20 protein-coding genes are annotated in these 20,248 nt (G+C 39.9%); 13 read left to right on the top strand and 7 right to left on the bottom strand.

Annotated features, from left to right (window positions below; all coding sequences use genetic code 11):
* The first annotated feature begins 153 nt into the window (after nucleotides 1-153).
* The 3 genes from VCASEI_RS18070 (at nucleotide 154) to VCASEI_RS18060 (ending at nucleotide 3,363) form a co-directional block, all read left to right on the top strand.
* Nucleotides 154-1,515, top strand: a complete 1,362-nt coding sequence (locus VCASEI_RS18070) for an alanine/glycine:cation symporter family protein (protein WP_086960078.1) — start codon at nucleotides 154-156, stop codon at nucleotides 1,513-1,515.
* Nucleotides 1,516-1,557: 42 nt separating this feature from the next.
* Entirely contained in the window at nucleotides 1,558-2,682 is a 1,125-nt protein-coding gene (gcvT, locus tag VCASEI_RS18065; protein WP_086960079.1) for a glycine cleavage system aminomethyltransferase GcvT, read from the top strand.
* A gap of 120 nt (nucleotides 2,683-2,802) precedes the next feature.
* The gene (locus VCASEI_RS18060; protein WP_089111029.1) at nucleotides 2,803-3,363 is read left to right on the top strand and encodes a sugar O-acetyltransferase; all 561 of its coding nucleotides are present in this window, start codon (nucleotides 2,803-2,805) and stop codon (nucleotides 3,361-3,363) included.
* Here the strand turns inward: VCASEI_RS18060 and VCASEI_RS18055 are convergent.
* Nucleotides 3,360-5,054, bottom strand: a complete 1,695-nt coding sequence (locus VCASEI_RS18055; RefSeq protein ID WP_089111030.1) for a pseudouridine synthase — start codon at nucleotides 5,052-5,054, stop codon at nucleotides 3,360-3,362. The two genes, VCASEI_RS18060 and VCASEI_RS18055, sit on opposite strands and share 4 nt — an antisense overlap.
* 277 nt (nucleotides 5,055-5,331) lie before the next feature.
* On the opposite strand from VCASEI_RS18055, the gene VCASEI_RS18050 reads away from it, so the two are divergent.
* Genes VCASEI_RS18050 through VCASEI_RS18040 form a run of 3 tightly spaced genes read left to right on the top strand, consistent with a single transcriptional unit; the run spans nucleotide 5,332 to nucleotide 7,126 of the window.
* On the top strand, nucleotides 5,332-6,159 hold the full coding sequence (locus VCASEI_RS18050) for an AraC family transcriptional regulator (protein WP_086960082.1): 828 nt from the start codon (nucleotides 5,332-5,334) through the stop codon (nucleotides 6,157-6,159).
* A 34-nt stretch (nucleotides 6,160-6,193) separates the two neighbouring features.
* The gene (locus tag VCASEI_RS18045; protein ID WP_086960083.1) at nucleotides 6,194-6,790 is read left to right on the top strand and encodes a LysE family translocator; all 597 of its coding nucleotides are present in this window, start codon (nucleotides 6,194-6,196) and stop codon (nucleotides 6,788-6,790) included.
* Between the two features lie 15 nt (nucleotides 6,791-6,805).
* Nucleotides 6,806-7,126, top strand: a complete 321-nt coding sequence (locus VCASEI_RS18040; RefSeq protein WP_226983347.1) for a DUF2000 family protein — start codon at nucleotides 6,806-6,808, stop codon at nucleotides 7,124-7,126.
* A gap of 366 nt (nucleotides 7,127-7,492) precedes the next feature.
* Here VCASEI_RS18040 and fruA read toward each other — a convergent pair whose 3' ends face one another.
* From fruA to fruB, 3 genes are all read right to left on the bottom strand, one after another.
* Complete coding sequence (fruA, locus tag VCASEI_RS18035) at nucleotides 7,493-9,226, bottom strand: PTS fructose transporter subunit IIBC (protein WP_086960084.1); 1,734 nt, start codon at nucleotides 9,224-9,226, stop codon at nucleotides 7,493-7,495.
* Nucleotides 9,227-9,292: 66 nt separating this feature from the next.
* A complete protein-coding gene (pfkB, locus tag VCASEI_RS18030) occupies nucleotides 9,293-10,255 on the bottom strand; it encodes a 1-phosphofructokinase (protein WP_086960085.1) in 963 nt (320 codons plus the stop codon).
* Nucleotides 10,256-10,265: 10 nt separating this feature from the next.
* The gene (gene fruB, locus VCASEI_RS18025) at nucleotides 10,266-11,399 is read right to left on the bottom strand and encodes a fused PTS fructose transporter subunit IIA/HPr protein (RefSeq protein ID WP_089111031.1); all 1,134 of its coding nucleotides are present in this window, start codon (nucleotides 11,397-11,399) and stop codon (nucleotides 10,266-10,268) included.
* A 303-nt stretch (nucleotides 11,400-11,702) separates the two neighbouring features.
* Between fruB and cra the strand changes: the two genes are divergently transcribed.
* Together cra and VCASEI_RS18015 are read left to right on the top strand one after the other, a co-directional pair.
* Nucleotides 11,703-12,704 (top strand): catabolite repressor/activator, encoded by a 1,002-nt coding sequence (cra, locus tag VCASEI_RS18020; RefSeq protein WP_086960087.1) that lies wholly within the window; start codon nucleotides 11,703-11,705, stop codon nucleotides 12,702-12,704.
* A gap of 54 nt (nucleotides 12,705-12,758) precedes the next feature.
* Nucleotides 12,759-14,093: a DEAD/DEAH box helicase gene (locus VCASEI_RS18015; RefSeq protein WP_089111032.1), complete on the top strand. Its 1,335-nt coding sequence runs from the start codon at nucleotides 12,759-12,761 to the stop codon at nucleotides 14,091-14,093.
* A 156-nt stretch (nucleotides 14,094-14,249) separates the two neighbouring features.
* On the opposite strand, the gene VCASEI_RS18010 is transcribed toward VCASEI_RS18015, so the two are convergent.
* Together VCASEI_RS18010 and VCASEI_RS18005 are read right to left on the bottom strand one after the other, a co-directional pair.
* Complete coding sequence (locus tag VCASEI_RS18010) at nucleotides 14,250-14,891, bottom strand: DUF2057 family protein (RefSeq protein ID WP_086960089.1); 642 nt, start codon at nucleotides 14,889-14,891, stop codon at nucleotides 14,250-14,252.
* 120 nt (nucleotides 14,892-15,011) lie between these two features.
* Nucleotides 15,012-15,329: a DUF496 family protein gene (locus VCASEI_RS18005; protein WP_086960090.1), complete on the bottom strand. Its 318-nt coding sequence runs from the start codon at nucleotides 15,327-15,329 to the stop codon at nucleotides 15,012-15,014.
* A gap of 218 nt (nucleotides 15,330-15,547) precedes the next feature.
* On the opposite strand from VCASEI_RS18005, the gene VCASEI_RS19500 reads away from it, so the two are divergent.
* The 5 genes from VCASEI_RS19500 to VCASEI_RS17985 all read left to right on the top strand — a co-directional run bounded on the left by VCASEI_RS19500 (nucleotide 15,548) and on the right by VCASEI_RS17985 (nucleotide 19,202).
* On the top strand, nucleotides 15,548-15,724 hold the full coding sequence (locus VCASEI_RS19500; protein ID WP_162621102.1) for a hypothetical protein: 177 nt from the start codon (nucleotides 15,548-15,550) through the stop codon (nucleotides 15,722-15,724).
* 45 nt (nucleotides 15,725-15,769) lie between these two features.
* Nucleotides 15,770-16,426 carry a YceH family protein gene (locus tag VCASEI_RS18000; protein ID WP_086960091.1) on the top strand — a complete coding sequence of 219 codons (657 nt, stop codon included), beginning with the start codon at nucleotides 15,770-15,772 and terminating at the stop codon, nucleotides 16,424-16,426.
* A gap of 3 nt (nucleotides 16,427-16,429) precedes the next feature.
* Nucleotides 16,430-16,714, top strand: a complete 285-nt coding sequence (locus VCASEI_RS17995) for a GIY-YIG nuclease family protein (RefSeq protein WP_086960092.1) — start codon at nucleotides 16,430-16,432, stop codon at nucleotides 16,712-16,714.
* A 1,003-nt stretch (nucleotides 16,715-17,717) separates the two neighbouring features.
* Complete coding sequence (locus VCASEI_RS17990; protein WP_162621101.1) at nucleotides 17,718-18,620, top strand: hypothetical protein; 903 nt, start codon at nucleotides 17,718-17,720, stop codon at nucleotides 18,618-18,620.
* Between the two features lie 27 nt (nucleotides 18,621-18,647).
* Entirely contained in the window at nucleotides 18,648-19,202 is a 555-nt protein-coding gene (locus VCASEI_RS17985) for an EAL domain-containing protein (protein ID WP_162621100.1), read from the top strand.
* Nucleotides 19,203-19,408: 206 nt separating this feature from the next.
* Here VCASEI_RS17985 and cobA read toward each other — a convergent pair whose 3' ends face one another.
* Nucleotides 19,409-20,173: a uroporphyrinogen-III C-methyltransferase gene (gene cobA / locus VCASEI_RS17980; RefSeq protein WP_086960095.1), complete on the bottom strand. Its 765-nt coding sequence runs from the start codon at nucleotides 20,171-20,173 to the stop codon at nucleotides 19,409-19,411.
* Nucleotides 20,174-20,248 lie beyond the last annotated feature (75 nt).

Below are 20,248 nucleotides of genomic sequence, written 5' to 3'. Positions count from 1 at the left end.
CAAATTTAGGACTAAGACGAGGTCAGATGCTTTTTTCATGTTTATGATGGAGTTATTCAGGGTGTTTCATCATGGCGTTGTTTTTGATCGCTACTGAAGTTATTTGAAACTGAAGTTATTTGAGCATAAAAATCAATTACAAAAGGATTTAACATGGAAGCGTTAACCAATTTTATTGCTGCAATTAATGGCGTGGTATGGGGTGTTCCCATGCTGGTCATGATCTTAGGGGTTGGGCTGTTTTTAATGCTCGGCCTAAGATTTATGCCAATTTTAAAATTGCCGCAAGGTTTTAAGTTGTTATGGAATGGGCGTACCAGTTCATCGGAAGGGGATATTACACCGTTTAATGCATTGATGACGTCACTTTCTGCCACTATAGGTACCGGTAATATTGCGGGTGTGGCAACGGCTATCGCTTTAGGTGGCCCGGGGGCGTTATTCTGGATGTGGTGTACGGCTCTAGTTGGCATGGCAACTAAGTATTCAGAAGCGGTGTGTGCTGTTACTTATCGTGAAAAAGATGAACATGGTAATTATGTCGGTGGTCCGATGTATTACATCAAAAACGGTTTGTCGAAAAAGTGGGCGTGGCTGGGTACCCTATTTGCCATTTTTGGCGCGATTGCCGGTTTTGGTATTGGTAACGGTGTACAGGCAAACTCAGTGGCTGATGCACTTGACAGTAACTTTGGTGTCTCTCCAGTGATCACTGGTCTTGTTATGATGGTACTGGTTGGTCTCGTGCTGATTGGTGGGATTAAGCGCATTTCTGAGGTGGCGGGTAAGCTGGTTCCTCTCATGGCGCTGTTTTATATCGTTGCTGGTTTAGGGGTAATGATTGCTCATATTTCAGATATTCCAGCTGCGTTTGCTTTGATCATTGAAAGTGCCTTTAGCCCAGTGGCAGCACAAGGTGGTTTTGCGGGTGCAGCAGTTTGGGCAGCAATTCGTTTTGGTGTGGCTCGTGGTGTGTTTTCCAATGAAGCCGGTCTAGGTTCTGCGCCGATTGCTCACGCAGCGGCAAAAACTAAGAACCCAGTGAAACAAGGTTTGGTTGCGATGCTGGGAACCTTTATCGATACCATTATTGTTTGTTCGATTACTGGTTTTGCGATCATTTTGTCTGGCGAATGGATGTCGGGTGAAACAGGTGCATCGCTAACGTCAAGCGCATTTGGTAGCACCTTCTCATTTGGTAATGTGATTGTGGCTATTGCGTTGGCTATTTTTGCGTTCACTACTATTTTGGGGTGGAGTTTCTATTGTGAGAAATGTGTCCAATTCCTATTTGGTGCCAAAGCGATTAAACCGTTTCGTATTGTATGGGTACTTGCCGTGCCAGTCGGTGCGATGAGCTCATTAAACTTTATTTGGTTACTGGCCGATACCATGAACGCAATGATGGCGATTCCAAACTTAATTGCGTTGGTGTTACTAAGCCCAGTGGTATTTAAATTAACTCGTGACTATTTCTCAGGGAAAGATGTCACTATCAAAGAAACCACTGATTAATCGATCAGAGGTTGCAGTAGGCGAAAGCCCGATGGAGGATAAATGACCGATCAAGATACATGTTTGAAAACGCCGTTACATGCGGTTCACCTTGACGCTGGTGCGAAAATGGTGCCATTTGCAGGTTACGATATGCCTGTTCAGTATCCGCTTGGCGTAAAAAAGGAACACTTGCATACTCGTGATGCAGCGGGTCTTTTTGATGTATCCCACATGGGGCAATTACGCTTAAAAGGGCAAGGTACTGCAGCGGCGTTAGAAGCATTAGTACCGGTTGATATTATCGATCTTCCATCGGGTAAACAGCGTTATGCGTTTTTTACCAATGAGCAAGGCGGTATTATGGATGATCTGATGGTGGCAAACCTCGGTGATCATTTATTTGTTGTGGTGAATGCGGCGTGTAAAGATCAAGATATTGCACATTTACAAGCCAATCTACCGCAAGGTATCGAGCTTGAAGTGATTGAAGATCGTGCGTTGTTGGCTCTACAAGGACCAAAAGCGGCGGAAGTATTGGCTCGCTTTCAACCACAAGTGGCTGACATGTTGTTTATGGATGTGAAAGTGATCGATATTGATGGTGTAGAATGCATTGTTAGTCGCTCAGGCTACACCGGTGAAGATGGCTATGAAATTTCGATTCCGAGCGATCAAGCTGCTGAGTTTGCCAACAAATTAACTGCTTGTGAAGAAGTCGAGTGGATTGGCTTAGGCGCACGTGACTCACTACGTTTAGAGTGTGGTTTGTGCTTATATGGTCATGATCTTGATACGACCACCACACCTGTTGAGGCAAGTTTGTTGTGGGGCATCAGCAAACCACGTCGCGCTGACGGTGAGCGTGCGGGTGGTTTCCCCGGTGCAGATATCATCTTAAAGCAAATCGAAACTAAAGACGTTGCTCGTAAGCGTGTTGGTTTAGTAGGGCAAACCAAAGCGCCCGTTCGTGAAGGTTGTAAGCTGTTTGATGCGCAAGATAATGAAATTGGCATTGTGACCAGTGGCACCGCAGGACCAACTGCAGGTAAACCTGTTTCAATGGCGTATGTTGCCACTGAGTTTGCCGTTATTGGCACTGAAATTTTTGCGGATGTACGTGGTAAGAAACTACCAATGACAGTCGAAAAAATGCCGTTCGTACCACAGCGTTATTATCGCGGTTAAAATTTAATTTTTAAGTCAAAAAATACAACCAGTAGCCTCAACGGTTACTGGTTTTTTTATTATCATTTAGTCATTATTTCGTTATTCTAACTCCACCCATCCTGCAAAATGAGAATGATCATGACTGAATTTGAAAAAATGCTGCAAGGAGAGGATTTTGATGGCATGGATGCCAGTGTTTCGGATGTACGTACCAAAACAGCCAAATTGAAGCTGCAATTCAATCAATCAATTACCATTGCAGAGCAGCAAGCTATTCTAGGACAAATGCTCGGCCAACTTGGTGAAGAAAGTATTATTACCCCACCATTTCAGTGTGAGTTTGGTAAGCCGATTTCTATAGGTAAGAATACCTTTCTCAACATGAATGTTATCATGCTGGATAACGCGCCGATCACCATTGGAGATCATGTTCTTATTGGGCCTAACGTTCAGTTTTGTACTGCCAGTCATTCCCTTGATTTTGAAAGCCGTCGTCGTTGGGAAACGTTTAGTAAACCCATTGTGGTAGAAGATGATGTCTGGATTGGTGGTAATAGTGTGATCTTACAAGGCGTCACGATTGGTGCTCGTGCTGTTATTGCGGCAAACTCAGTGGTGAATAAAGATGTTCCACCGGATAGCTTATATGGCGGAACTCCAGCTAAGTTAATTCGCAAAATTGAACCATCGGCCGATTAGAATTCCTCTTCAACTTCAAACACCATCCTTTGCTTAGTATAAGGGTGATCAAAAGCCAACTGCTGAGCATGTAAATGCAGACGGTTGGCTTTTTCTCCATATAGGTCGTCACCTGTGATTGGCATATTCAAACCGTTTTGATGAGCGCAATGCACTCGTAATTGATGAGTTCGGCCGGTTTTTGGGTAGAGATAAACTTTACTTTTTTCTAGGCCATTAATGGTGAGAGTTTCGATTAATTGCCAATGAGTCTCCGCTGGTTTGCCATGTTCAAAACACACCATCTGTCTTGGCCTATCTTCTAAATCCCCACGCAGTGGTAAATCAATACCACCGTTCGTTTCTGCTAATTTACCATCCAATAACGCAACATACCTTTTTTCCACACCACGCGTAATAAATTGCTTTTGTAGGCTTCTATTGGCGCGCTTGGTGAGGGCAAACACCAGCAAACCAGAAGTTGACATATCCAAGCGATGCAGCACAAATGGGCCTTCGACATTAGGGTAGAGTACTTGCAAGCGAGTGTAGACCGAATCTTTCACATTAACGCCGGGTACCGATAAGAACTCCGCAGGCTTATTGACGACCACTATCGCTTCATCTTGGTAAATGATGTCGATGTTTTTGCCTTCCGCATGATTTTTGAGTAGAGGATTCTCGTCAAGCTCAATACCTTCCAACATGTGAGAAAGAATCGGTTGGCATTTACTTTGGCAGGCAGGGTAGTACTTCTTATGTTGACGAATTTCTGATTTCGGTGAAGCGCCCCACCAAAATTCAGCCAGACAAATCGGTGTGAAATGATGTGCAAAAGCATATTGCAGCAGTTTAGGCGCTGCACATTCTCCTGAGCCAGCTGGTGGTATTGGATTAGTGTTGTCTTTAAAAATATCCAGCAGTGATTTGGATTGCTGATTTTGGTTGAGAAATTGGTACTGAGAAAACAATTCTCGCTGTAGTTTGGCAGATTGTTGTTTGCGGTCTTTTTTTAGCTGTTCGATCACTGCTACTTTTTGTTGTAACTGAGATTCTGCCGTTTCTACTTGTTCTAACCAGTATGCTTTTAAGTGCTTCTGTTGGGCTTTTTCTGCCACGCTTTGTCGGCTTAAATCGGTAAAGATAGCTTGAAGTGCTTCGTCATTTAATGATTGATTTTGAAAGTGTAATTCCGCTTGTTTTCTTAATGCTTTTCTTTGCTTACGACTTTCGACAATGGTAAGGCGTAATGCTTCCATTTCTTGTTGAGCTTGCTGCTTAAAATCACGAATGGTTTGTTGAAGTAAGGCGAGCTCAGGATCCGCTTCAAGCTGTTTGATTTTATGGTTTATCACATTAATCGGTGTGGTGCCTTCAAGGAAAAAACTGCCCTCGGTAAGCATGTCAAAAACCGGTGGTACAAAATGGGGAAGGTGATTTTTATCAGCCAGTTTTCCAGAAAATGCCGATAAAAACCCAAGTTCTCCTTGAGCGTTTTTTACCACTAGCACCCCAAACATTTTACCTGCTTCCATGCTGCTTTCTTCAAAGCCAAAGTCATGTTGCCAATCGGTTTGCGACTCTAAATGCTGTTGTAGTTGTTCGACAGCAACTTGGCTTAACGGATGTGGCTCGTAACAAAATGGAAAGGTGAAAGTTTCAGGTAAAGCGATATGGGAAACATCGGTTGAAAAGGGTGTAAAGCAAGTCATGGTAATGGCTCAAGTAAGGCAATCGCGTTAATTGTACTGGTTTCGTATTGGAATACCAATTTATACCCTTGATGTCGGAGGATATGAAAGCTTACAAACGACAACAAAGTTGATGCTGTTGTGGCAACTTACCTTTTGTTTTAGAAAGTTTTTGCCCCAAAGTTTTCTAGGTAAGAAAAAGTAGCTGTTATGCATCCAGCAATTTTGTTCTATCTTCTCTATCACTTGCTCCCTATACTTTCATTATGTTTCCACTAAATAGATTGAGTCTGTAAACATGCAAGAACAATTTAGATATCAAAAAAGTGCGCACGCTAAAGGATTGTGTTCATTTTCGGCAAAGATCAAAGACTTTAGCTATGGTAAACATGCCCATGAAGAATTCAGTATCGGTGTGACATGCCGTGGCCGTCAGGATTTTTTTAGTAATGGAGCTTTTCATAAAAGTCAGGCAGGAAACGTGATCTTTTTTAATCCAGAACAGGTTCATGATGGACATGCTGGAGGCGGAAAAGATATGGAGTATGAAATGCTATACATACCTGAATCGACAATAATGAGTTTGATGCAAAGCATAGGCAATGTATCTAAAGATCAGTCTCGATTGAAAGTATCATCCTTCCATGATGCGATTTTGCAAAAACAGATTATGTCAATTGCACACTCTATGAACTTGAAGCAGCCACTTTCTTCACTAGAAGAAGAGCACCTGTTACTCGGCATCGCTCATTCAATTGTTCGTCTTGGAGATGGCTCTTTTATCGATAAAGTAGCTTATGGTCGAACTGATAAACTATTGGAACAAGCAAAGGAGTTTATTCACTTTAACCTTAATCGAAAACTAGATATTGAAGAGATTTCAAGCGCTGCCAATATGTCTAAATATCATTTCATTCGTTTGTTTAACAAACAGTTTGGCATGACGCCACACCAGTATGTACTTAGCTATAAAATCAATCGTGTAAAACGAGAGGTAGAGCTAGGTAATAGCGCTGCGGATATTGCATTTAAGTATGGGTTTTCAGATTTAAGTCACCTTAATCGTAACTTTAAGAATACGTTTGGCATCACGCCAATCCAATATCAAAAACAACTCTCGCTTTAGCTTAAACTAAAGCACCAACCAAAAGATTAACTCGATGCTGGACATAATTCTTTATGCTCTAGGGGTCATGTACACCCCAGGGCCAGTCAATACTATTAGCTTAAACAGTGGCATACAGAAACAAAACTCAATATTGGGCTTTAGTTTCGGTGTCTCGATCGCCATGTTCGCATTATTCAGTGCTATTTCGCTGATTGGTGAAACATTAATGAATGATGTTTTCTTACAATGGACAGCAATACTGGGTGCTATCTACATTCTTTGGTTGGCCTACAAAATATTCGTTAGCCAAGTAGGTAAGGTTGAACTTAGACCAAGTCAACGCGTGAACCTGAGAGACGGTTTGATGCTTCAGCTACTTAATCCGAAAGGTATTACAGTTGCATTGCCTATTGCAACTGTTCAGTTTCCATCAGCAGGTATTACGGACGGATATATCTTTGTATGGTGCGCTATTTTGGCACTACTTGCGTTTGGCGCTCCTACTCTTTACTACATCGCTGGACGTCTTATTGGCGAAAAGATAAACGAGACTAGGTATTTAGTTGTAATGAATAAGCTCATGGCCGTGTTGTTACTGTTTGTTGGCTTAAAGATAGGTTTGCCGCCTGTCATTGATTTAGTGTACTGATTAGTAGGAGGAAATATGCAGTTTGATTCTAAATTTGTCATCGTGGTAGCAGATGATTTACCAGTATGGAAGAAGTTGAATGTTGTGAGTTTTCTATCTGGTGGGGTCACATCGACATCAATGATAGAAACTGGCAAGCAATATGTGGATGGGAATGATAATACATATTTGCCACTTTGTATCCAGCCGACAATAGTACTTAAAGTCACAAGAAGTAAGTTATCAACTTTTGTCCAACGTGCTAACCGTGCAAAAATAGAAACCGCAATATTTATCGAAGATATGTTCACAACAGGTCATGATGAAGCTAATCGAAGCACCGTTCGTTATTATTAAACGGAAAGCTTACCCTTAGTCGGGATTGCTATGTGTGCAGAGAAAAAATTAGTGGATAAAGTTGTTAAGGGTGCGAAGCTTCACGATTAGAGTTGAAGTAGATTATATCTGTAATAACACTAATCTAGGATAACGAGCCAGAAAAAAGTCTGGCTCATTTTTGCCCAAAAATGAGTTTCAAACTTTAATGTTTTTTATCCTTAGAACTTGAAGCAGCAGCTTTGTTAACGACGTTAGACAGGGACTTCATTCACTTATTGCCTCACTGCAACCTCAATTACTTTGGGTATATTTATTTGGAAACGAAAAAAACCGCGAGCCATGCAATATGATTCGCGGTTTACACTGTAAAGTGAAATGTAGAGATTAAGCAGTAACGGCTTTTGCTTCTGCTTTATTTTTCAAGAATGCGTAAGTCACGCCTGTTACGACTGTACCCGCAATAATTGCCACAAGGTATAAAAGCACTGGCGAAATCGCATTTGGAATAAGCAGTACAAACAAGCCGCCGTGTGGTGCCATTAGTTTTGCACCAAAGAGCATGGATAGTGCGCCGGTTAATGCGCCGCCAGCCATGCAGCTTGGGATTACGCGCATTGGATCTTTGGCAGCAAATGGAATGGCACCTTCTGAGATAAAGCACAGGCCAAGTACGAAAGAGGCTTTACCTGCTTCACGTTCGGATTGAGCAAATTTATCTTTAGCTAAGAATGTCGCTAGACCCATACCCAACGCTGGAACCATACCCGCTGCCATTACCGCTGCCATTGGTGCGTAAGTTTGCGATGCTAATAGACCCACACCAAATGTGTAAGCGGCTTTGTTGATTGGGCCACCTAGGTCGAAACACATCATACAGCCAAGGATAATACCGAGTAGTACTGCGTTAGCTGAACCCATGTTGTTTAGGAACTCGGTCATTGCAGTCATGATGCCTGAAACTGGGCCACCGACAACGTAGATCATCACAAGACCAGTAAATAAGCTCGCTAATAATGGAATGATCAGAATTGGTTTTAACGCTTCCATTGATTGTGGCAGTTTTACTTTCTCAGCAATAAATTTAGCTGCGTAACCCGCTAGGAAACCGGCAATGATACCGCCGATGAAGCCTGCACCGGTTGAACTAGCAAGCATGCCGCCAATTAAACCTGGTGCTAAACCTGGGCGGTCGGCAATGGAGAACGCAATGAAACCAGCAAGAACCGGGATCATTAATGCAAAGGCTGACCCCCCACCAATGGTCATTAAGGCTGCGGCTAGTGTGCCTTCTTCTTTAAAGGCCTCGATACCGAACACAAATGAAAGTGCGATAGCCAAACCACCGGCAACTACTAATGGCAGCATGTGAGAAACACCGGTCATTAAGTGCTTGTAGACGCCAGCTTTTTCTTCTGAAGAAGAACTAGAAGCGCTTGATTGTTGACCTGCTTGATGTGGTGTGGCTTGCTCAAAGGCTTTGGCAAACTCTTGCTCAGTTTTCTTTAGGGCTAGGCCAGTACTGGTTTTATACAGAGGCTTGCCTGCGAAACGATCCAGTGGAACTTCGATATCTGCTGCAATGATCACCAGATCCGCTTCTGCGATATCTTGCTCTGTTAGTTGGTTTTTTGCACCAACGGAACCACGGGTTTCTACTTTAATTTGGTGACCGAGTTTGGCGCCAGTTTCTTCTAGTGCTTCGGCTGCCATAAAGGTATGAGCAACACCTGTTGGGCAAGCTGTGATCGCAACAATTTTTGCCGCTTTTGAGCTAGTTAATGTTTCCGCAACCGGGGCTGAACCTTGCTCTAAAAGCGTAGCTTGCTTAACGGCGCTTTCTAGCCAAGCTTGTGCGTCAGTTAGACTCGCATTAATGTCACCTTGATAAACTTTTTTACCCGTAAAGCGAGTGGTATCAACTGCAGTATTAGCCGCGATGACAATCACTTCTGCATCATCAATTTGTTGTTGTGTCAGAGATTGATGTGGAATAACACTCGACTGGCATTCCACTGCGGCATTCCAGTTTAGAGTTTTCGCGGCTTGTTCTAATAAACCAGCGGCGATAATGCTGTTGGCAACGCCACTTGGGCATGCAGTTATAATGGCAATATTCATAGGATGTCCTTAGCTCTTTTATTCTATATACGAAAGCTCGTTTAAATACGAAAATTCTCTTAAATATCAAAAGCTCGCTTGAATGCGAATTTTTTGTTGTAGGTTGTTCACTGGCGTAAGGTCAGGTACGCCAACGCCAATTTGAGTTACAGCTAAAGCTGACAGTGCAGTGGCAAAACTTAATACTTTTTCTTGTGGCCAATTTTCTTTATCAGAATCTCGGCTTAGATGGCCCCAAGTTAATCCTGCGACTAATGTGTCCCCTGCGCCTACAGTACTAACGACGTCCATTTTAGGCGGCTCAGCTTGCAGCCATTTACCTTGGTTTAACCACATCACGCCTTTGGCACCCATTGACACCACGATATTATCGATGCCTTTTGACTCCAATGTTTGCGCGGCTTGTTGGCAATCTTCGATGCTATGTAGTTCTTTTCCAACCAGTTCTGCTAGCTCTTCATCATTAGGTTTAATTAGCCATGGATGAGAATTTAGTCCTGCTTTTAGTGCTTGACGACTACTATCAAAAATCACTTTTTTGCCTTTTTGGTGTAGTGATTCAATCCACTTGGCACAAAGCTCTGGGCTAATACCGCGAGGTAGGCTACCAGCCATCACAAAGTAATCATGATCGTTGGCAAGTTCTTCAAGGGTGGCTTCGAAAGCTTCAATTGCCGTTTGACTGACCTCTACACCTGGGAAATTAATGTCGCTAACATCACTGGCTTTATCGACCAGTTTTACATTAATGCGAGTGGCTCCTGACACGCGAACGAAGCAGTCTGTTGCCTTTATCTGTTCAAATAACTGGCAAAATGGTTCTTGGTTATCAGAACCCAGAAACCCAGTAACCGTGACATCTGCGCCTAAATCCGATAAAACTTTGGCGACATTGACACCTTTACCTGCGGGGTGAAGGGTGTTTTTTGAAACCAAGCTTACGCTACCCACATTTAACTGATCCACAAGGTGGCCTGTTAAATCTAAAGCAGGGTTTAATGTAATGGTCACGACTTTCAAATTGGACATGACTTACTCCTTAACCTTCACCAAGGCCTGATTCGATCGCTTTACCAATCGAAGTGAGTGCTAACTCTGCATCAACTCCATCGGCAGTAAATTGTAGACGGTGACCGTGTTTTACACCTAACGCGATGACTTTCATCAAGCTTTTTGCATTAACACTGGTGCCTTCGCCATCTAAATTTTGAACTCGAATGGTTGTTTCAAATTTCTTTACTTCAGCTACTAACATCGCCCCTGGGCGTGCGTGTAAACCGTGGGTGTTTTTGACTTTAAAAACAGCACTATTCGCACTTTCTTGTGCGATTTCTGGCGCTTTTTCTGTTAAATCAAATAGCTCAAGTAAGCCATTAATGTCGGCATTTAAAATGTCATCTTGGCGTTTTGACAATATCAATTGAGTCAGTTTATACAAAAGCGGTTTGTGACTGGCATTACAAGCTGCAAATGCAATTAATCCTTTAACTTGCTTACCCTCAAATTCACAGTCATTGGCTGTTGAAACAAACGACATAGCAGAGCGATGTACGCCGTTACCACCGCTGACTAACCATAAGCCATTGGCTAGGTCGGTCGGTTTTTTGGTGATGATTTCAGAAATGTAGTCATCGCCAGTACAACCCGTATTACGAAGTAGGCCACCTGCAACTGCGGTCATTTGCAGCATGTCACTGGCGGGAAACTTGAGTTGAATTAATGAAGCATCAAAATCTGCCATCAATTGAGTTTTACCGTTTAAAACTTCAATGATGTCTTGTTCGGTTTTGGCATTTTTCAGCGCGGCCTCAACACCATCTGCAGAAAGGACTTTGGTCAGTTGTTTTAGGATACCTAAGTGCTCATCGGATTTAGCAGCAATACCAATTGCGACATAAACCGTACCATTACCCCAATCCACCCCTTCTGGAAAATGGTGGACACTGACGCCTGTTTTTTGCACCAGGTCACGGGTTTCCGTGGTGCCGTGTGGAATCGCAATACCGTTGCCGAGAAAAGTGGAAGATTGTTGTTCACGGTTTAACATACCGTCAACGTAATCGGCTTTGACATAACCTTGTTCAGTTAAACGCTGAGCAATGTTTTTTATAGCAGTAATTTTGTCATTGGCAGTTTGAGCCAATGTGACTTCTTGAGCGGTTAAAATAAGCATGGGTGTGCCTCTATTGTGTTTGGAGCTTTGGTCATCTCCCAAGCCCTCTCTTTTTTGTGTAAGCTGAATCGTTTCAGCAAATTAGTAAAAAAATTCAGCAAATAGGTTTGATAAAAATTTGAGGAGAATACCTTTCTTTATTCTCATCATAATTTTAGTGTTATGTGACCAAACTACAAATTTGCTGAATCCTTTCAGCTTTTATACTGAAACGATTCAGCTTATAATTCAAATAAGATAATGATCGAGCCTGTGTATTTTTGATCCAGTGCACATAATGAGCATAATTAGCGGGGAAACCGAATGACTCTTGATGAAATAGCCAAACTGGCAGGGGTATCTAAAACGACGGCAAGTTATGTCATTAATGGAAAAGCGACTAAGTATCGTATTAGTCAAAAAACGCAGCAAAAAGTGATGGCGGTGGTTGAAGAGCATAATTATCAGCCTGATCACGCGGCTTCATCTTTGCGAGCCGGACAAAGTCGATCTTTTGGTCTAGTCATTCCTGATTTGGAAAATAGCAGTTACGCGCGATTAGCTAAATTATTAGAATTTAACTCACGGCAAGCTGGGTATCAGATTTTAATTGGCGGTTCAGATGATGATCCGAAAACGGAAAAATCGGTCGTGAATGCGTTAGTCAGTCGACGTATTGATGCGTTGTTTGTTGCAAGTTCAATGAAAGATGCCAATGAATTTTATCTGTCTATTCAGCAGAAAGGGACGCCAGTTATTGCGCTCGATCGCCCATTAGATGATGAATATTTTAGTTGTGTGATCAGTGAGGATTTTGAAGGCGCATTGAAGCTGACGTCTTCAATACTATCCTCTGAGATAAAAACGGCTGGATTGATAGGCGCATTACCGACATTAAATGTTTCAAAAGAACGTCAACTTGGTTTTGAAGCTGCGTTGCGTAAGTCGTCGACAATAAATCATTATATTGAATCAAAAATAGAATATGGCGCACTATTTAACCGTGAGTCTGGGCGGGAGGTGATGAAAAAATGGTTGAATGATGGTGAATTACCGGACGCCATTATTACCACATCTTATACTCTCTTAGAAGGCGTATTGGATGTGATGTTTGAACATCCTAAACTCATGAAAACGATTAAAATTGCCACCTATGGTGATAACCGTTTACTCGACTTTTTGCCGATTAAAATTAATTCACTTTCTCAGAGATTTGAGCTGATTGCCGACAGCGCGTTGGAACTTGCTCTTAATGCATCCGCAAAGCGCTATAGTCCCGGTATTGAATTGATTCCTCGTCAATTAAAAATCCGCCAAACTGATTAGGGGCTGTGTTATTATACAACCGATTTTGTTTTTATTTCCCTTGGAGCACACCCTTTGCAATTTAAAGATCTTGGTCTAGATAATCGTCTATTAAAAAATCTACAACATTATAACTTCGCAAAAGCGACGGATATTCAGCGTCAAGCTATTCCTGTCGCTATTGTGGGTAAAGATTTATTGGCCTCGTCCAAAACCGGTTCAGGTAAAACATTAGCGTTTGTTTTACCTATGTTGCATAAGGCGTTAAAAACGAAATCTCTTTCGGCAAAAGACCCTCGTGGGATAATTTTGGCACCGACTCGTGAGCTTGCAAAACAAGTATTCGGTGAACTAAAAGCCATGCTTGGTGGGCTTTCCTATACTGGTACTTTGATTGTCGGTGGTGAAAACTTTAACGACCAAGTAAAAGCATTACGTAAGTACCCTAAATTTATTGTGGCGACACCGGGTCGCTTGGCGGATCATCTTGAGCATCGTTCTCTATATTTAGAAGGAGTTGAAACTCTTGTTTTAGATGAAGCTGATCGCATGTTAGATCTAGGTTTTGCCCCTGAGTTATTGAAAATTCATAAAGCTGCGAAACATCGTCGTCGCCAAACGTTGATGTTTTCTGCCACGCTTGATCACGCAGAAGTGAATGGTTTATCTTCGCAATTGCTGAACGATCCTAAGCGAATTGCTATTGGTGCCTCTGCTGAAGAACATAAAGATATCGATCAATCTTTCTATCTTTGTGACCATTTAGACCATAAAGAAGCCCTTCTTGAGCGTTTATTGCAAGAGGCTGAATATAAACAAGTTATTATTTTCACCGCGACACGTGCCGATACCGAGCGCTTAACGGACAAATTAAATGAACAAAAATTGAAAGCGGTGGCATTAAGCGGGGGGTTAAACCAAACTCAACGTAATAACATCATGAGTCAATTTGAGCGTTCAGTGCATAAAATTCTGGTGACTACGGATATTGCTTCTCGTGGTCTCGATATCGCCAACGTGACGCACGTGATTAACTTTGATATGCCAAAGCACACTGAAGAATATGTTCACCGTGTAGGACGTACTGGTCGTGCTGGAAATCGAGGAACGGCGTATTCTTTAGTTGGTCCTAAAGACTGGGCAAGCTTTAAAAATATTGAGACCTACTTACAACAAGATCTAGCATTCTCTGAATTAGAAGGCTTGAAAGGTAAGTTTAAAGGCATTAAACCGCGTCAACCATTTAAGAATAAAGGCCCAGAAAAAACGAAGAAAGCGACCAATAAAGGGGCGACAACACCTAAGAAACCAGTGAAACGCGATAACAGTTTCTATAAAAATGTAGCTGTGGGTGACCAAGTATTTATACCGAAGAAGAAAAAGAACCCTGTCGTGAATGACGACGAGTAGAATTTCCTTTTTAATATGTAAGGATACTTTAGGATCCGACATGTTCAATGAAAAAGCCGATATCTATTGATATGATATCGGCTTTTTCCATATTGTATAGAAGGATAAGCATTTTCATTCATTTTTTTAGAATAAAAAACCAATCCTTATATTTTATTATTTCACTTGGATGATGGATTGAATGAAACGTTGTTTAGTTTCTTTGTCCGCTTTGTCATACCAATAGTGCAACATTTGTTCTTCGGTGGTTTTGTATTGGCTATTAACGGGAACCTGAATATTAGCCGCTGTACTGGCAGGAATAATAGCAGCAATCCCGCCTTTTTTGTTATAAGCAACCGATTCAGTATCGTATTGACGCCCTAGTTGAACCCCATTTTTGATTAACTTATCTTGCTTAACGTCAACTGGATTCCCTTTGTCATCGACAAGTTTCCATGTTGGGTTCTTATCAAACTCTTTAGCGTTATCCGCTGAACGGTACTGAGGAACTTCAAGGGTAAGTTCTGTGTTGGATACAGTGAATTTAGTAATAATCGCATTGGTATTGACTGCGTTTCGCTCACCACCTTCGTGAAATACTGGTGTATAGCGGAATACGATCTGATTTTCCCCATCGGGTAATGTAATGCTTTTCGTGCTAGCAAATACGCCGCCGTTCATTTCGGGTTTTTCACTGTTTACGGCTAGCATCTCGACATCGGTTGGGAAGGTAATGGTGACGTCAGCGGCAGCCGAAGCGCTAAAACCAATAAAAGCGATGGCTAAAGGTTGTAGAATAAAATGTTTGAAAGACATAGTGATTCCCTTAATTAAAAGATACCGATTACAGACATGGAATGACTTATATGCTCAAGTAAGAAGAGCATATAAGTAAAATAAAGGCTCTAATAAGAGCCCTAAAATCATACTAATCAATTATTTTTTAGCAGAATGTTGTAGTTTGTCTGCTTCGGTCAATTCGCGAATTTTACGGCTGATTTCACGGCGCTGTTTTGAAATTTCTGCGCCATTAATAATGTGGTCATCTACACGATCTTCATAATCTGCTTTCATGTTCTTAACGATTGCGATGATTTCTTCGTGAGTCATCTCTGGTTTGATGTAGTCCAACAAGTTTTCAAGTAAATCGACACGCTTACGGTTATCACGGATTTTCTTTTCATTATCAAGAATTTCACGTTTCAGTTTATTTTTACGACGAGCTTGGTTTACGATTTCAAATACGTTAGCCATAGTTTATTCCTAATTCACAATGAGTATTTATCTTCCCAAATTAAACCATATACCTAACAGACAGAACAGACCTAAGATCAAAATAAAAGTCGATAGGTATTTATTTGCAATGAAATTTTACCATTTACCCTTTTTTGATCTTACTTACTCACCGCTAAGTGTATTGATTTTATATAAATGATTGACAAGATTGTCAGGAAAGTGAATTCTTCATTAATATGAAAAAGAAAGACATCGCCATTATGGCTCAAAGTGCCCAAGAGCGTTTTAAACATGCTTACCTTAACTCAAGGCAAGGGATTAAAAAATTAGAACTAGACTTAAACCGAAGTCATATTATTGTGGTTACAGATAATGGGCGACGGATTTATCGCCCATATGGTTGGGATCATTAATCTTAAGTCTTTCGTTCTCTGCCTTCATAAAGGAATAGAAAAACAATGAATATAGAACTGACGGCTGTTGAAGCTCGAATTATTGGTTGCTTGATTGAGAAAGAAGTAACCACTCCTGATTATTACCCACTGACATTAAATAGCCTAACTACGGCTTGTAACCAAAAAAGTAATCGTGAACCTGTAATGGCACTTTCTGAAGCGGAAGTCATGGATGCCGCACAAGCATTGATTGATCGCCGTTTAATGACTGATGAAAGTGGCTTTAACAGCCGGGTTTCTAAATTTCGTCATCGTTTTTGTAATACCGAATTTGGATCGTTGAAGTTCAGTGTTCAAGAGCGTGGCATTATTTGTTGTATGCTTTTACGTGGCGCACAAACGCCAGGTGAAATTCGCACTCGTACCAATCGCTTGTGTGAATTTACTGATGTGAAACAAGTGGAGGCCTTATTAGAGCAAATGGCTAGCCGTGAAGAAGGCGCGTTAGTTGTGAAGCTGCCCCGAGAACCAGGCAAGCGTGAATCTCGTTATCAGCACCTATTTTGTGGTGAAGTGAATGTAGAGTCTTATGTCTCAACGGCTCCAGTTTCTTTTGCTCATAATCATAATGAACAAGAAGAACGCATTAGCGCATTAGAAAAACAAGTGTCTGAATTAACTGCGCAAGTTGAAGAACTCAAAGCCTTAATTACCGATTAAGTGATGACAGACGCTGCGCTTAAACAAAGTGAATCACAAAAGGATTGGTACGTATACCTTATCCGCACACGTACCAATACGCTGTATTGCGGGATCACCAATGACCTTGAACGCCGATTTGAACAACACCAAACAGGCAAGGGCGCCAAGTACTTGCGAGGCAAAGGCCCTCTAAGCCTAGAATGGGCGCAAGTAGTGGCCGATAAGAGCACCGCATTGAAAGAAGAAATACGGATTAAGAAGCTTACGAAGCTGCAAAAAGAAGTGATAGTGAGTGGAGGAGGGTGATTTATTTTTGTTGATCCAAGTAATAAATATAACATTGACTATCAAAGAAAAAGAACCGATAACTTCGTTTGATAAAAATGATGATGAGAGCTTGGTAACCAATGCGATGACTGGGCCACTATCATTGAAACTTTAATCACCACCAATCACTCTCATACTGTTATTAAATTATTTTGACAATCTATTACCAGACAGCCCTCAAACTGGAGATAGGTTCGTTGTAAAGTATAAAGCCTCATCCAAGCAACCATTTGACCTTTTAAAAGAAATTGGAAAGGGGATAGTGTTGGTGAGATTGTTTTATTCTTTCCTGAACTTCCTTATAAAAAACAACACTCTTATTCATTGATGCACAATGGTGTATACCGAAAGAATGCATACCTACCACACACATTATCAAACTGCTAATAGGTGAAATACACCAAACTAATTCGACACTGGATCTCAAAGGAAGTGTAGAAAACGAGTATTTTGTATTGAATTAGTTAGGGCTTTGGGATTTGCAGTTCCCAAAGTTAGTATACTTAAAACAAATAACCTAAAGCTTTAGAGGTAGAACTATTTGATAGGAGCTGGATAAAATATAGGGAAAGCTTACTTCAGTAAGATATTTGCTATGCCATCATCCATCAAATACGAACCGCAAGGTGACCTAGGTATAATATAGATCATGACGTTGTTAATAGCTCAAGTAATGTTTATCGATATAACTTCATGCAGTTTATGTATTTCAATGTCATTTAAAGGTTATTTTTATGTGATGTTCTTAGTGAATCTTTAGCGTATTAATAGTTTTATAAAATATAAAATATTATCGAACAATATCCATAAAATAGAGTCTTATTTATGTTCCGTGAGGATAATTAGCATTGGTATGTGAAATTTATTCTTTGTTGCTATTTTGTTTGTTTGTTACCGATGTAATTATAAATGTAACAAATGATTACATTTTTGTGAGTGTATGGTTACTTGTAGTTGATTTTATTAATTGGTGGTGTCGTTGTTGTTTAATTTGATTAGAAAGTTAGAAAAAGAATCGGTTCTTTCTAGAAAGGAAATCGTAGAGAGGCTTCAAAATTTTCACTGTTCATTTGAATTTTTAGATGAGATTACTTTTTGTCGGTGGGCTAATGGTGTTACAACTCCAAATTTTTATAAACAATTACTTTTAATTAGTTTCTTTTCATTTCCATTAGTTAATTTTATTGAGATGATTGATTATAAAATTGTACCTAAAAAAAATAGAATTTTATATGATAAAATTTTAGATTTATTTAATTGTTATTATCATTCTGTAAGCTGTTATGAGCCTATTACTAGTAAAACAATAACATTAAATTATTCTTTATTAACTGTTTCAGAGCATTGGAATATATTTAGTGGTTTTTATGAAAATGTAAAGTCTAAAAATAATATAAGATTTATGAATGATACTATTAACTCTAAAGTGAAGACTTATGTTTTCTCAATTAAAAATAAAGAATGTATTTTATCTCACACGTCATGTATTTTTGAAGCTAATTATTTTCTGGATTATTTAAATTTAAGTATTGATGATGATATTGATAAATCTGTTTTGATTAATGTAAGTTATTACGCAAATAGTAAATTTTTTGAAATTTTGATTGGAAATATTTTAATGCACATTCAAAATAAAGTACCGGATGTGCAGTCGTTATATATCCTATTCAGAGGTGGTCAGTTTTTGAATTTTATTGAAAGTTCTGGAGGTAAAGTCGTATGGAAAGAAAAAGGTAATACTTTGATAGGAAGAGCTTATTTAATAAAAGTAGAGTGGGCTGAGTTTGTATCAAATCCAATAGTATTTAATTTGGTTAAGGCGCAGTTAAAAAATTATGGGATAGTATCAAAGTTAGGTTCTATTGATTTAGATGTTTTATGGTAATTATCTTATTGAATAAAGGTTTATATTTTGAATAATTATGATTTTAGATTGGAAAAGATAGTAAGCCCATTGATGGAGAATAGTTATTATGAAGTCCTAGCAAAGCCAAGTAATATTAATAAATTAGTTTCTTCTGTTGATGATTATTTTTTAAGTTTATCAGATTTTGAATGTCTTAATTTAATAATGGATACTTTTGGATTTTTAAAAAATCATTCTAATATAAACGTTAGTATTAATGTTAACCATATCATGTTAAATAATCCTATAATAGTAGAATACCTTTATGAAGAAGCTTTAAAATTACGAACAGAAAGTGTGGTTCTGTCTTTAGAACTTAATGAGTTTTGTCTCAGTTTTTTAAGTTGTGATGAATTAAAAAAATTGTCTGAACGATTTTCTAATATTGATGTGGCTTTTTGGTTGGATGATTTTGGATGTGGTTCGGCAAATCTTTCATCTGTAATCACAAGTAATTTTAAAGTTATAAAAATTGATAAGGTTATTTTTTGGGGGTTTTATTTAAAATATAAGTCATTACTGATTGAATTGATTTTTTTATTAAATCTTGTGGATGCTTAGTAATTATAGAAGGTATTGAAAGTAAAGAACATCTTGATTTTTCATTAGAACATAATTGTTATTCTCAAGGTTATCTTTTTAATGATTTAGATTGATTTTTTATTATTGAAAAATATACATAAATTATGTGAATCATTGTCGTATTATTCAAAATGATCTTGAATGGGAAGTTCTTAAAGAGCATGGGATGAATTTCTAGTGGTTATTTACTTCCCAAACCATTTTAATTTTCCTTGTAGGTTCACCACACTACCAACAATAATTAACGATGGGCTAATGGCTTGTTTAGCGAGGTTATCGAGATCAGATAACATGCCGGTTAATACGCGTTGCTTGGCGGTTGTACCACGTTCGATAATAGCGCATGGGGTGTTAATGGATAGGCCATTTTCTGTTAAGTTTTGGCGAATAACAGGCGCTTGTTTTAAGCCCATGTAAAACACCAAAGTATGATTATTTTTGGCGAGACTTTGCCATTGAATATCTTGTCCTTCTTGCTGTTGGTTTTTAGGCTTTAAATGCCCCGTGATGAATTGAACACTTTGAGCATGATCGCGATGAGTTAACGGAATGCCTGCATAAGCACTACAGCCGGAGGCCGCAGTGATCCCCGGAACCACTTCAAAAGGAATATTGTGTTCAACCAGTGTTTCTAACTCTTCGCCACCACGACCAAAAATAAACGGGTCGCCACCTTTTAAGCGCACGACATGTTTTCCTTCGAGTGCTTTGTCTACCAATATCTGATTGATTTGATCTTGCGGAACACAGTGATGGTTGAGTTTTTTACCCACAAATAATAATTCTGCGTATGGAGTGACTAAGTCCATGATCTCTTTTGATACCAAACGGTCGTAAACCACAACATCGGCTGTTTGAATTAATCGGTAGGCTTTCATGGTGAGTAAATCAGGATCACCAGGGCCTGCGCCCACAAGAGAAACAAAAGCTTGAGATGGTTGAGTAGTCATAATATGCCTTCAAAAGATGAAATTGACGTATTGAATAGAGTGGGTATTTTTAACCCGAGACCCGAGACCCGAGAC

Source organism: Vibrio casei, assembly GCF_002218025.2.
Classification (GTDB): domain Bacteria; phylum Pseudomonadota; class Gammaproteobacteria; order Enterobacterales; family Vibrionaceae; genus Vibrio; species Vibrio casei.
This window is presented reverse-complemented; position numbering and strand designations above follow the sequence as displayed.